This is a genomic window from Pseudoalteromonas distincta, assembly GCF_000814675.1.
Lineage (GTDB): Bacteria > Pseudomonadota > Gammaproteobacteria > Enterobacterales > Alteromonadaceae > Pseudoalteromonas > Pseudoalteromonas distincta.
The window spans coordinates 1-14353 of sequence record NZ_JWIG01000032.1 but is presented as its reverse complement, the minus strand read 5'-3'; the positions used below and the strand labels follow the sequence as shown (position 1 = coordinate 14353).

At 38.6% G+C, this 14353-nt stretch carries 10 protein-coding genes and 1 rRNA gene; 9 read left to right on the top strand and 2 right to left on the bottom strand.

Going from position 1 to position 14353, the window contains the following annotated elements; genetic code table 11:
• From QT16_RS20390 to QT16_RS20380, 3 genes are all read left to right on the top strand, one after another.
• The coding region (locus QT16_RS20390; RefSeq protein WP_039486341.1) for an integrase core domain-containing protein at positions 1–636 on the top strand (636 nt) is incomplete at its 5' end.
• Between the two features lie 155 nt (positions 637–791).
• Positions 792–1766 carry a helix-turn-helix transcriptional regulator gene (locus tag QT16_RS20385; protein ID WP_039490562.1) on the top strand — a complete coding sequence of 325 codons (975 nt, stop codon included), beginning with the start codon at positions 792–794 and terminating at the stop codon, positions 1764–1766.
• 78 nt (positions 1767–1844) lie between these two features.
• Complete coding sequence (locus QT16_RS20380; RefSeq protein WP_039490560.1) at positions 1845–2933, top strand: cell division protein FtsZ; 1089 nt, start codon at positions 1845–1847, stop codon at positions 2931–2933.
• A 41-nt stretch (positions 2934–2974) separates the two neighbouring features.
• Here the strand turns inward: QT16_RS20380 and QT16_RS20375 are convergent, their stop codons facing one another.
• Together QT16_RS20375 and QT16_RS20370 are read right to left on the bottom strand one after the other, a co-directional pair.
• On the bottom strand, positions 2975–4426 hold the full coding sequence (locus QT16_RS20375; protein ID WP_238719460.1) for a tyrosine-type recombinase/integrase: 1452 nt from the start codon (positions 4424–4426) through the stop codon (positions 2975–2977).
• A 234-nt stretch (positions 4427–4660) separates the two neighbouring features.
• Positions 4661–6334, bottom strand: coding sequence for a tyrosine-type recombinase/integrase (locus tag QT16_RS20370; RefSeq protein WP_039490555.1), 1674 nt, complete (start codon positions 6332–6334; stop codon positions 4661–4663).
• 259 nt (positions 6335–6593) lie between these two features.
• Between QT16_RS20370 and QT16_RS20365 the strand changes: the two genes are divergently transcribed.
• The 6 genes from QT16_RS20365 to QT16_RS20340 form a co-directional block, all read left to right on the top strand.
• Positions 6594–6842, top strand: a complete 249-nt coding sequence (locus QT16_RS20365; RefSeq protein ID WP_039490553.1) for a YfhL family 4Fe-4S dicluster ferredoxin — start codon at positions 6594–6596, stop codon at positions 6840–6842.
• A gap of 214 nt (positions 6843–7056) precedes the next feature.
• Complete coding sequence (locus tag QT16_RS20360; RefSeq protein ID WP_039490552.1) at positions 7057–7755, top strand: metallophosphoesterase; 699 nt, start codon at positions 7057–7059, stop codon at positions 7753–7755.
• 192 nt (positions 7756–7947) lie between these two features.
• On the top strand, positions 7948–8856 hold the full coding sequence (locus QT16_RS20355; protein ID WP_002961276.1) for a helix-turn-helix domain-containing protein: 909 nt from the start codon (positions 7948–7950) through the stop codon (positions 8854–8856).
• A 19-nt stretch (positions 8857–8875) separates the two neighbouring features.
• Positions 8876–9718, top strand: a complete 843-nt coding sequence (locus QT16_RS20350; protein WP_002961275.1) for an SDR family oxidoreductase — start codon at positions 8876–8878, stop codon at positions 9716–9718.
• A 292-nt stretch (positions 9719–10010) separates the two neighbouring features.
• The gene (locus tag QT16_RS20345; RefSeq protein WP_052201207.1) at positions 10011–12932 is read left to right on the top strand and encodes a TonB-dependent receptor; all 2922 of its coding nucleotides are present in this window, start codon (positions 10011–10013) and stop codon (positions 12930–12932) included.
• 634 nt (positions 12933–13566) lie between these two features.
• A 16S ribosomal RNA gene (locus tag QT16_RS20340) occupies positions 13567–14353 on the top strand; the annotation flags it as partial.

Here is a 14353-nt window from a genome sequence, read left to right as displayed (position 1 = left end):
ATTCTCACCGACGCTCAAGTAGCTGCGCTTGAAAAGAAAAAACATGATGACGAAGCGTGTGGTGAAATTGAAACGGCTCACCCAGGTTATCTAGGCTCTCAAGATACATTTTACGTGGGTAATCTCAAAGGCGTTGGGCGTATCTACCAACAAACCTTCGTTGATACATACAGCAAAGTAGCGTTCGCTAAGCTCTACACCACGAAAACGCCAATTACTGCGGCTGACATACTCAACGACAAAGTACTGCCGTACTTCGAACAGTACGAGCTTCCCATGCTACGTATTCTAACCGATAGAGGCACTGAATATTGTGGCAAAGTCGAACATCATGATTACCAGTTATATCTGGCTATTAATGATATCGATCATACAAAAACCAAAGCTATGTCACCGCAAACAAATGGTATCTGCGAACGCTTCCACAAAACGATACTCAATGAATTCTATCAAGTTACATTCCGTAAAAAGCTATATAGCTCATTAGCGGAATTGCAAAAGGATCTGGACGAATGGATGATTTATTACAATAATGACCGAACTCATCAAGGAAAAATATGCTGTGGCAGAACGCCATTAGAAACTTTATTAGATGGAAAATTGATCTGGGCTGAGAAAAATTTAGCTCAAATCTAGACTGACAGTCACCGATTAAAAAACGGGTAACTGTCGGATCAAGTCTGAGCTAGTACACCTTATCCTAGAGGGGTTGTTTTTGACGGTATTGATAAATCAATATCGCTAACTAACAAGCTCGTAATTATTTACTTCAGAAGTAGTTAAGTATTTTAATGATTTTACACCGCCATTTATCAATTCTAGAGCTTGTGCCAATAGCGTCAAGCTCTATCTCGACCCTCCAGTTGCAGCAAAAATTACTTGAACGTGACTTTGATATTTCAATCCGTATGCTACAGCGAGACCTCCAATCACTTTATGAGCAAGGTTGCTTTGGGCTTGAAAAAGATACCCGTAGTAAGCCCTATGGCTGGTCTATCAATGCGCAGTGGCGAGGTAGTAATACAAAAGTAATGAGCAATGAAATGGCTGAACACTATTTGCTGTTGGAGCAGTTACTACCGCAATCAGTCCCGAGTGACGTTAAGCAGTCAGTGCATATTAAAGCAGAGCAGGCTCTTAAACGTTTTAATGGCCATGTACCTGACTGGCTTTCAACACAGCCTAAGCTTTCTTTAAAAGTGAATATTGATAATCAGCTAGTTGAGCAAATTGAGCATGCGATTAAGCATAAGCGTGCAGTGAGCACTGAGCTTTATAGAGTACTTTACGATGAGGCACATTGGTTAAAGTTTGCTGAGTTGAGTTTTTATAACATAGTTGAGCAAGGCGGTGTGTTAATGGCTCAGTTTATGGTGGGGACGCTTCACGATAAGTGTTACCAGATGCCGGTTTACCGCATTCGTAATGTACACATTTTGCAAAAGACACGACGTGAGCCAAGCAATGAGCAGTTAAAGTCGTTACGTAGTGCGATTAATAAAGGCATGTCGCAAGAAACTATCGAATTAGTAATAAAAGTACCTACCCATTCGGCGGTTAATCAAGGCTTTATTGAACTTGGTGAGCTGACTGACAAGCAACAGATTGACGATAAAAACGTATTACTTACCTACCAGGCTATTGATACTGAACAACTAACCGATGAGCTATTTAAATGTGCTCACTGGCTTGAAGTCATACAACCTGAGCGCATTAGGAAAAGAATTACCACAAAGCTTAAAGCGGCTGCTAGTAACTATCAATAACGCTAATTAACTTAGGTGCGTCAATTTTTGACGCACCTATTTGTTATGCTCCTATAAAAGTTAAGGAGTGATTAGATTATGTTTCAATTAATTCAACAAAATGATGGTTTATCAATCGGTGTATTTGGCATTGGTGGGTGTGGCTGTAATACGCTAAACAGTATTTTTGAGCAACGAGAGTCTGAGCAGGCGCACTTGTACAGTGTTAATACCGACAAAGTAGTGCTTGAGCATACACAAAGTGATGAAGCTGTGCTTATAGGGGCTGAGTTAACTCATGGTTATGGGGCCGGCGCCGACCCTAAAGTTGGGCTGCAAGCGGCGGAAGAAAGTAAAGATCAGCTTTTAACGTTAATTAATGGCTGCGATATAATACTGTGTGCAACAGGGTTGGGTGGTGGTACTGGGACTGGTGCTAGCCCTTATATTGCAGAGCTTGCTAGTGAACAAGGTAAGCCCATTATTTTTGTTGCTACGTTGCCATTTAGTAGTGAAGGGCAGTTTAGAAATAATATAGCGCAAGCAGGTTTAAATGAGCTTAAAGAGCATGCTAATGCTGTTATTACGCTCCCAAACGACCAACTGATTGAAGTGCTTGGTAACAATATAGGGTTATTCGATGCGTTTAAACATTCAAACCAAATACTCCATTCACTGATAAAATCATTAATCGATATGCTTTGCTTTCAGGGGCTGATTAATGTTGATCTAAATGATTTTGCCAAAATTATGGATTGTCAGGGTGATGCAGTACTAGGTGTTGGTAAATGCGATGAAGAGAGCGAGCTAACTACTGCGCTTGATGGGGCACTTAACAATCCGCTGGTTAATCAAGTTGATATGTCATCAAGTACGGGTGTAATAATACAAGTAAATTGCAAAGATGAAATTTCACTCGGTAGTTATAACCTCATTACCGATACAGTACGTCAGCAGGTAAGCCCAAACGCGTTAGTTATTTGTGGTGTTTCAAAAATAGAAACCTTAGCAACCAATTATGAGCTACTGGTTATTGCTACGGGCGCGAGTTCTAAAATGGTACTTGATGACACTAAAAGTGAGTCAAGCTCTAAAGTAGTCGCCACTAAGCCAAAGCCATCTGATATTTTTGACATCCCTGCTTTTATAAGAAATCAATCTGCACCACCTAGTAAAAGCTCTTTATAGGTTTGTAAATAACGACAACGCTGTATAGCAATATGTAAGCGCTACTCTAATATTTGCAAAGGGCGGCTCTTTTTAAGCTTTTGGGTTTGCTGGATTATATTACTCCAGATAGTTGAATATGCATTTATTGTGCTTTTGACGTTGGCGATAAATGTATTTGAATTATCAAATTTAAATAATGATTTTTGTGTCGTTTTGTTTTTTAACTTAGCCTGTATTTTTACTTCTTTAAGTACTTCCTTCTCAAATAGTGAGAAGTTTTTATAAAGTGCTTTAATATCAGTATTATATAATTTATTCGAGTGGTCATAATGTTTACTCATTGGATCGTGCTCTGAAACAGAGTGATGAAGCATTTTTTTAGACTCAATTTCAGCAATTGTTGATGAGCCAATTTTTTTAGTTAGCACTTCTTTCATGTGCGATTTTAAGAAGCTGCGAAGCAGTGTTGGAAATGCGCCGGCTGAGCCTTTTATATTTATGTTATCTCGCGGGGCCGCCACCATGTTTTTTGGTGCATGATATTTAAGAGCTCGGTTTAAACTCTCTTTACTTATGGGGTTTGAGCCGTTTTTAACCTTGCAGAATAAATAGGTGCGGTTTCTGTCTGGGTTTAATTTTAATTCTTGTTGTATCGCTTTTTTCATCTCGGGTGTGAGTTGTATTTTAAACTCTTTTTGGTTTTTCATAGCACCGCGAGTGGTATGGGTTGTTTCAGGAAACGTTAAAAATTTAGGATTATTTAAATCATCTATATACGACAGACGCAGATTACAAATATTTATGGGCCTTAGCCCAGTAAACATCATCAGTAGTACGGCATTTATTAATGTATTATTTTTAGCCGCTTTTAGGCCTATGTATAGCTGAGAAATTAGAGATATATCAGTATATGCCTTACAAGGAATAGGCTTCGCCGTTCGAGAAGATATATAATTATTGTCTATCTCTAGGAATGGATTAGTGCCGTTATTATATTTATTTTTTGCGAGCACCCACAGCTTTTTCATCTGCTCGAATTGCTTAGCCACATGCGGACCACTTTTCTCTGTTAGTAGTTGGTCAAGCGTGGTTTCTATTATCTCAGGCGTAATAGTCTGAAATAACGTATTTTTACCAAAAGCATTTTGAATTGCATTAAGGTAAGAGGTGTATGTTGTTACTGTAGTTTCAGCTAACTTGCTAGGGCTATGCTTATTAATTGACTGTAAGTTTTCTATTTGTTTACTCACTACAAATTCGAATGTGTAATCAGAGGTGTTCTTTTTGTATATTTCGGTCGCTCTTAATTTCGCTGCCGAAAAACTCATAACATTAGAGTCACCAATCTTGATATTTTTTATGCCATGTTCTTTTTTAAAATGAGTAAAAAATTTAATAATGCCATCATGCTGGAATACAATTCTTATTTGATCTTTAAGCTGATACTTTGAAAGTCTTCTTCCTTTTTCTTGCGCCAATATAATAGTCGCAAGACTGGCTAGCTCTTCCATTGACTCGTCATTGTACGGTGGCTTAAATGCATTAAATTCAGCCATGCAAAGGTCACGACTTTTAATCGTGACCTCACATGGTTTTACTGAATTTAATACTGATGTTGCCATTAATATATAAGCCTTAAAAAAGTTAAAATCATCAAATAACTGATGAGGTATCGCTCTAATAAGGCAATGGTATGAAATTAATTTTTTTAACAAAAACTTTGGTAAGTCGAAATTAAACTTTTTTTAATTATTTTTTGGTTTGGCCTCTTGGTCATTTAAATATCTCTCAACGACAGCTCTTCCTTCTTCGGTTAAGATCAAATCTTTTGTTACTCTGCCCGTATCACCAAGTGGCTGATTAATGAAGTTTACATAACCGCGCTTGTAAACTAGATGTGCTTTAATCCTATCTCTCAGTGCTTTTTTTTGGCTGTTTTCTTCTAGATTACTAGCCTGTTTACTCTGCATTCCTGTAAGTCTTAGCTGCTGATTTTCAAGCTCTTTAGCTCTTTTTAAAATACTAGCTTCATGAATTTTGAATACATTAAATTTTAGCTTTGTTGAAGTGCCAAATAGCTCTTCAGATTTATCATAGTTTAAGCCGTTTGGATCGTCCTCTTTTCTTAGGTGATGAAGCGCGAGTCTTGTGAGTTCCTCAGCGTGTTTAAAATGATAGCCGTTGGCAACCATAATCGCTTTTGCGTTGGATTTAAAAAAACTTCGGCACATTGTGCAAAATGCTCCAGCAGATCCTTTCATTACAATGTTTCTTTTATCTCCTTTTACTGCATCAACAGGGGAGTAATCTTTGATGATTTTGTCCAGCGACCTTTTAGCAAATGGTTTGTTAAGATCGCGAGGCTGAAGAAATATGTGATCAGGGTTACAGTTAGGGAGTGCATTTTCCATCCAGTCTCTCTGCTCTAAAATAATGGCGCGCATGGCTTTGGTTAAGGGCAATTTATATTCTTTTTGGTTTTTCATTTCTCCACGAACTCCGACAACAGATGCCGGAAAGGTAATTAATGTTGGGAAGTCGATACTATTGAGCCACTCCCACCTCATTTGTGGAATATTAATAGGGCGTATACCTGTCAAAATCATGAATCGAGCTGCATTTTTTTGATGTACATTTGGTGCAGACGCGAGGTTTATCCACAATTCAGCTATTGAATCTAAGTCAGTATAAACTTGGCAAGGACGAGGGCTTTCTACACGGTCAGATACGTAAAAGTCATCGATATCAGCTGCTGGGTTTTTACCTGAGTTAAATTTGTTCTTAGCAAATCGCCATACTCTTCTAATCTGTGCAAAAAGCTCGATTGCCTGGTTATTGGACTCTGTCTGGATAATTAAATCTACAATCTTTTCTAACTCTCCAGCTGTAAGAGATTGGAACGCACGCTTAAGTGGGAAATGATGCCTGAGCTTTTTTATTCTGCATTGATATGTTCTGAGCGATGAAGCTGCAAATTTGGTAGGTGCAGTGTTATGGCGCTCTATTAAGCTTTGTTCATAAGCATCAAACACAGTTTTAATATTATGATTATTTAAAACGCCATACTTCATTTGCTCAGTAAGCTTTCGTGCTTTTGCTATTGTTAATTCAGGTGCTTCACCTAATTTGGTATTAGCTATGCCAGATGATTTAGGGAAGTTAGAGTAGAAAATAGCAGCGCCAGACTTGGTGAAAATTAGTCGAATATGGTGTTGCGCTTCGTATTTCGATAACCTTTTAGTCCTACTAGGTTTAAAGCCTTGTTTATAAGTGCTTTTTTCTTCAAAAAATATGATGTGTTGAGCCAGCGTAGCACACCGATTTATGTGCTGCATAGAAAATGGCGGTTTGAGCTGGTTCCATTCTAGTTTTGCTTTCGTATATTGAGCTTTGTTAAGCGTTGATAAAGAGTACTTCACTTTGTTATAACCTATATAAATAAAGGCCTCGCGGCGATTTTTATTGATTGAGATCAACAAAGCAACAGAGAAAAATAGGCATAATTCGCGGCTGTAATTTACACCTAAAAATAAAATGGTGTGTTACGAATGTGTGCTACGATTAAATAAAAAATAAAGGTTTTTTATTGAACTACACCTGTATGAAAAGTAGTCAAAAAACATTTCATTTAAATCTATGTTTATGTTTTATAATGATTTTAATTGAAGGGGCTTAAAAGTGGCTTTACTCATAAATAGTAAATGCATTAACTGCGATATGTGTGACCCAGAATGCCCTAATGAGGCTATTTATATGGGCGCTAAAATATACCAAATAGATGCAAACAAATGTACAGAGTGTGTAGGGTATTATGATAAACCTACTTGCGTAAGTGTTTGCCCTATTGACTGCATAAAGCCCGATCCTAATAAGCGTGAAAGTTTAGATGAGCTGGCTGATAAGTTTGTGCTGTTAACTAACTTATAACTTGTTCAGGTATTTTGCTAAGCCGCTTTTTACTATTGGCTAAAAACTATCTACATTACTTATTTAGCTTGTAGCAAAAGTCCGCTGTCATGCATTTTTAGTTTCAATCAAATCTTATTACCTTCATTAATTATCAACTATATTGTGTTACCTTAAGGCTTTATAAACTCAAGTATTAATCTAAGTTTTAGATTGCATTCTATAGGAGTCTATTTTGGATATTGGTATTAACGCTATTCAGGCTGTATCTTCAAAACAAGCCATATTTATTAATGATGAGTGCCGAGTATTTGTAATTGGCGATCTTGATGGTGATTTACCGGCCTTAAAAAACGCACTTAATAACGTAAATTTTAACCCTGAAAGAGATACTTTGTTTTGCCTAGGCGATTTTGTTGATCGCGGGGATAAAACATATGACTTATTTACATACTTACAAGCCATTAGGGCATGTATGATATTAGGTAATCATGAGCATTTAATGTTGGAATCATTATTAAGTAATGATAAAGCGGCTTTAAAATTATGGACTGACAATGGTGGCAATTGGCATAAGTCGGTATCAAGTGAAAAGCTCAATGTCATGTGCGATGAGTTACTAACTAAACCGCTTTCAATAGTACTAGAGTATCGTGGTTATACAATAGGGTTGTCTCATACATTTGCACAATCGTGGGATTGGGAAAATTACCCTGATGATAAATCGCTAATTGTGCAATCTCTATTGTGGGATCGCGAAGTAGTTAAACAAAATAAGGTAGTTAAAAGTCATGGAGTCGACTTTTCAATACATGGACATAACTCAACTAAAGCGCCTTTTTGGGTTGGTAATAGTTATCATATAGATACAAATTATTATGGTGGAAAGCCGACATTACTTGAGCTTTCAGAGGTTATTGCTACGCTTGGTTAACCAAGCGCTATTTAGCAATTGTTACTTCTTTCAAATATCATCCGGCAGTTTTGCTTTTTAAAGTATAAACTGCTGACTACCACATCTAATTATCCCCTTCGTTTTTTTGTATACACTTTATGATGATTTGTGCACTGTAATTATTTTATCAAGCCTATAAACTATTTATCAGCAACCAAAGTGAGATGGCCTATGAATAAAGTACATTTTAGTAATATCACAGATTTTTACAGCGCGCTTGGAAAACCTGCGCCGGAGCATCCGCTTTTTGCCATTTCAACAACAGACAGTTCATCACAAAACAATTACCAAGCATGTTTAAATACTCAAAGTGTTATTAGCACCGATTTTTATGCTATTTCTCTAAAAAAGGTGACTGCAGGAGAGATTGTATATGGGCAAACTAAATATGATTGTAGTAGCGGTACATTATTGTTTTTTTCTCCACAGCAAACATTTTATAGCAATGGTGTAACTGTTGAGTCTCAAGGGAAAACAATTGTATTTCATGAGGATTTTATTCGTGGCCATGCACTAAGTACTGCACTCAAAAAGGCTTCTTTTTTTGGTTATGCCGTTAATGAAGCACTTCATCTTTCGCCAAAAGAGCAACGTTTAATTGCCAATGTAATTGCGAATATAGAAAGCGAATCAAAGCTCAGCTACGACGAATTTAGCCGTGACATTCTTTTAGCACACATCAATGTTTTGCTTAACTATGCAGAACGGTTTTATCGTCGACAGTTTTTATTGCGAAAAGAATCCCATAGCGCAATTGTTGATTCGTTTTTGGAAAAATTTGATGAGCTATTAGTGCTCAATAACAACAATGAAATTCCGAGTGTTAATACCCTTGCTGACTCACTAAATATGACTAGTCGCTATTTAACAGATGCATTAAAAATAGAAACCGGACAAACCGCACAACAAGTCATTCATAATCATTTAATTGATAAAGCAAAAAATAGCTTATTAGAAAGTAGCGACTCTGTTGCAAGTATTGCTTATGCATTAGGTTTCGCGTACCCGCAATACTTTGCCCGATTATTTAAAAACAAAGTAGGTCTAACGCCCTCACAGTACCGTGCTAGTCAGCACTAACTTAGTAGCAGGAAACAAGATGAAAAAAGTAGCAATTGTAACCGGTACATCGACTGGTTTAGGTATTAGCATTGTCGTAAAACTAGCACAACAAGGTTATTTTGTTGTGGCAACTATGCGTAATTTAGATAAAAAAGGTGCACTTGAAGTCGCTCTTCAAAACGCGAATGTGCAAGCTGAAATAAAGTATTTAGATGTGCAAAATACACTAAGTATTGAGCAATGTATTACTGACGTTATAGATGAACAAGGACAAATAGATTTACTCGTAAATAATGCAGGGGCAGGGTATATAAGAACAACCGAACAAACTACAGAGCAAGACATTCAGTGGGTAATGGATGTAAACTTTTTAGGAGTAGTACGCTGTACAAAAGCTGTTTTGCCGCATATGCGTAAAGCACGCCAAGGGCATATTGTGAATATATCGTCAGTAGGCGGTCTTGTCGGTCAACCTTTTAATGAAATTTACTGCGCAGCTAAGTTCGCACTTGAAGGTTATGTTGAATCGGTAGCAACTTATATAACACCAGCATTTAATATCAATTTTACCAATGTAGAGCCTGGTGGTATTAGCTCTGAATTTGCAAATAATGCGTTAGCACAGTTTCAGCAAACTGGTGGCATTGTAGATGATGAATATAAACCAATATTAGAGCAGTACATTGCGAGTGCTCAAGGTCGCTCTGCTGACGTATTTCAAACAGTAGACGAAGTAGCTAATGTGGTTATGGAATGTGTAAATAGTGAAGAACCACCAATAAGAGCGCGTACATCAATTTGGGCAAATGAGTTCTGTGAACTTAAAACGCAAGCAGATCCTACTGGTAAACTTCAGCAGCAAAAAGTGATTTCATGGTGATTTGAATAATTTGTTTTTAAGCTATAAATATTTAAATTCAACAAAGCCTCTCTTAGCTTGTTAATTAAGAGTGGTTTTGATGTGTGGGTTGGATTTTAAGTTTCATTCAATAGGTATTAATACAGTTATATGAAACGTTTATTTAGTTTTAATATTGATGATTAACAAACGGTTAAGTTTGGCTGTGTAAAATTGGGAACAATTTTTGCCATTTCGTAAATAATTTACGTAAAAGGACTAACTTCTCGCTTTAGGTTTTATATAAGCAGATTTAAATGGAACAGCCTCTCACATGATAGTAGCAAGCATATACCCTTTCCCTTTTTCAACGTTTTGTAAGTCGTCACTTTATGTATCAATTTTTTCTGCTCTGGGTTCTACGTGTGCTGTTGCAGCGCAAGAAAACTCGCAGCACGCAAAAGATATGGAAGTAATAGAAGTACGTGGTATCCGTTCAAGTATGGCCGAAAACTTAGATGTAAAACGTATGTCGGGATCTGTAGTTGATGCCATTACCGCGGAAGACATTGGAAAGTTCCCTGATAAAAACGTTGCAGACTCACTTCAGCGTGTACCCGGTGTGGTAATTGAGCGTGATGGCGGGGAAGGTTCATCTGTCAGTATTCGTGGTTTATCGTCAGAACTTACCTTTACACAGCTTAATGGTAATTTTATAGCATCTTCTCCAGGGGAGCCTTCGCGTTCGTTTGATTATGCTTTGTTACCGTCTTCAATGATTGAAAGCGTAGAGGTTTATAAATCGCCAGAGGCACGCTTAGATGAAGGTGGGGTTGGTGGCACTGTACTAATGCACAGCCGAAAACCTTTAAATATGGATGCAAACTCGGGTGTATTTAATGTCGAGAGTACTTACGCTGATGTTACAAAAGAGTATGAGCCGCAGTTTACGGGTTTATATTCATGGAAAAACGACAACGAAAACTTTGGTGTATTAGTTGGCTATACCTATCAGGAACGGACAAACAGAACGCTTTCGGGCGGTACTGATGCTAATGTATGGCGCTATACTGGCACTGGGCAAGCAACAGATATACATGGTAATACAGTTGATAACAATAACGGTTGGGATACTATTAATGATGCAAACGGCAACAGTTACGATGGCGTTTGGTTTCCGCAAGTTGTTCGAGGTTCTGTTCTTAACGAAAAACGTGAGCGCGAAGGGATTCAATTTAGTTCACAGTGGCGACCAACAAATCGTTTAGAGCTTGGCTTTAATTATTTTGGTTTTACACTTGGGCAAGACAGAACAGAATCTGTGATTGATGTACCAGAGTGGTCTTTAAATCCTGATTTTTTGACGGATGTAAATCTTGATGAGTCGGGCACTATTGTTACTGGTATGCAATACGATGCAATGGCAAGTGGTGTCGAAAATGATATGCAATTTCCGTGGATGCGTGGCAGCTACGTACGTGAGGAATCTACCTCAGATACCTTTGATTTTAATTTAACCTATGAAGGTGATAATTTTAAAGCGCGCTTTGTAATTGGTAATACACAATCAGAGGGCGGCCCAGAAGAAAGCTGGGAAGCGGCGTATAAAAGTTCTAACGCGGGCGAAAACGCAGCCACTATTCAAAACGCAGCTCAAACGGCAGGCTGGTCACTCAATCAAAATAATGTGTCACTTAATATCGACCCTAACACATTAGTTAATTTACAAAATGGAGTTGGAGGCGGTCGTGATGCGGGCTCTTCAAACTCAAGCTTTGTACGCAGTGAGCTAGAAGAAGATTACTACCAAGCTGATGTGGATTTTTATGTTGATTGGGGCTTTTTAAAAACAATTAAAACCGGTGCTAAATACCGCAATTCAACTCTTCACCGTGAAACCGGCAACACCTTCTTTTTAGATCCAAATTTTGATATTGCTGCAGGGGAAGCAAGTGAGCAAGGTATTACCCGTTTTGACAGCTACCAGTGGAATGGTGGAATGCCATTAGCTCAAAATGTATTTACTAGTGAGAATAATATTGCAGGTGGTTTTGATATAAACCAAATGCCAAGTATCGACTGGAATAAATACCGCGATATGGTCACTGCTAGTTATGTACCTTATACACGCATTGAAGATAATTTTGTTTACGATATAGAAGAAAAAATATCGGCTTTTTATATACAAGGTGATTTTGAATTTAGTGAAGTCAGAGGTAATTTGGGTGTGCGTGTTGTGCAAACAAAAACACTTACTTCATCTACTGACTTATATACCTACCAATTAGATCACACAAATGATGAAACAGGTGAGCCAGTAACAGGTGACGCTCGTTTTGTAGAAGACTATCAATTAGTCACTCAGCAAAACAAAGACACTCAAGTTTTGCCAAGCTTTAATATAGCGTGGGATGCAACCGACGATTTAGTTATTCGTGGGGCAATAGCTAAAGTAATATCTCGTCCTGACTATAGTGATTTAGGTGCGCAGCAGCGCATTACCTATGTATCAGGTGAATGGGCAGAAGATAGAGCCGCATTTAACGAGCTTCCTGGTTTTAGCGGTAGTGGCGGAAATAAAAACTTGAAACCATTTGAATCAGTTCAAGCTGATTTATCTATTGAGTATTATTATGGCGAAGGTTCTGCTGTTGGGTTGGCACTTTTTCATAAGAAAGTAGATAACTTTGTTGTGCCACTGGTGATCGACGTAGAGCAAAACTTTGCTGGTAAAAATAATATAGTGGATGCAGGGACTATTAATATAGCCCCTTACAGCACTGTAGGTAATGGCACCGATGCAGTATCAAAAGGCGCGGAAGTATTTATTCAGCATGCCTTTGATAGTGGTTTTGGCTTTTACGCAAATTACACTTATAACAAAACCAATAAAGCAGATGTAACAATTAATGGTGAAGAATTTGGTCAGTCGGCCTTAATAGGTAGTGCAAAGTATCAGTACAACACCTCTGTTTATTATGAAGGAGGTTATTTTAATGTACGTGCTTCTTATAATAAGCGCGGCGAAACAGTACTCGGTTTAAATAGCGGATTAAATGTATACCAAGACCCTTACGAACAAATCGATGTAAATGCATCTGTAAATTTATACGACGGGCTTAGCCTTACCGCAGCGGTTATTAATTTAACTAAATCTGAATCAGTAACGCGTTTAGGAAATGACACCGATGCGCGATTACTCAATACTAGCTACTCAGGTCGTCGTTTTTACGCGGGCTTTAACTATAGCTTTTAGCTAAATGACTTAATAGCAGGTCTGTAGACGGTATTTTTTGATAGCGTAGGCCATAACAAACACTTTAATAGGCGTTAAATGTTAATAAAGTGCTAGTTATGTTGTGTTTTTAATGCGTTTAGCTCAAATTCTCAGCGAACAATGCTTTATTTAAAGTTTTGTCAATAAAACGCTTGCGTAAAAATCTGTTCTCCCTATAATGCGACCCCACTGAGACGGGAAACGCTGAAGCATAGCGAGGCACGAACTACTCAGAGAGTTAAATAAAACTTCGGTTTTAAATTGTCGAAAGAAAGTTTAAAACAAAGTGTTGACTCGAAAAATAAAGGGTGTATTATTCGCATCCCTTGAGACGCTAAAGCGACTCAAAACGTTCTTTAACAATATAAAGCAATCATCTGTGTGGGCACTCGTACAGATTGAGTTCTAACAGCCAAACTACTTCGGTAGCGAGGCAAACAAATTAGAGTCTCAATTGAAAACTGAGTGACCATATGTTATTAAAAGATTCAGCCTTGAGCTGTTTTGATTTCACTTTTTTAAAAGTGAAAATAATAACGCACAGTCAATTCGTTTTTGGCAACAAAAACAAAAATTCAGAATTCATTGAGCTGTCGAAAGACATAAAACTTTTTAATTGAAGAGTTTGATCATGGCTCAGATTGAACGCTGGCGGCAGGCCTAACACATGCAAGTCGAGCGGTAACAGGAAGTAGCTTGCTACTTTGCTGACGAGCGGCGGACGGGTGAGTAATGCTTGGGAACATGCCTTGAGGTGGGGGACAACAGTTGGAAACGACTGCTAATACCGCATAATGTCTACGGACCAAAGGGGGCTTCGGCTCTCGCCTTTAGATTGGCCCAAGTGGGATTAGCTAGTTGGTGAGGTAATGGCTCACCAAGGCGACGATCCCTAGCTGGTTTGAGAGGATGATCAGCCACACTGGGACTGAGACACGGCCCAGACTCCTACGGGAGGCAGCAGTGGGGAATATTGCACAATGGGCGCAAGCCTGATGCAGCCATGCCGCGTGTGTGAAGAAGGCCTTCGGGTTGTAAAGCACTTTCAGTCAGGAGGAAAGGTTAGTAGTTAATACCTGCTAGCTGTGACGTTACTGACAGAAGAAGCACCGGCTAACTCCGTGCCAGCAGCCGCGGTAATACGGAGGGTGCGAGCGTTAATCGGAATTACTGGGCGTAAAGCGTACGCAGGCGGTTTGTTAAGCGAGATGTGAAAGCCCCGGGCTCAACCTGGGAACTGCATTTCGAACTGGCAAACTAGAGTGTGATAGAGGGTGGTAGAATTTCAGGTGTAGCGGTGAAATGCGTAGAGATCTGAAGGAATACCGATGGCGAAGGCAGCCACCTGGGTCAACACTGACGCTCATGTACGAAAGCGTGGGGAGCAAACGGGATTAGAT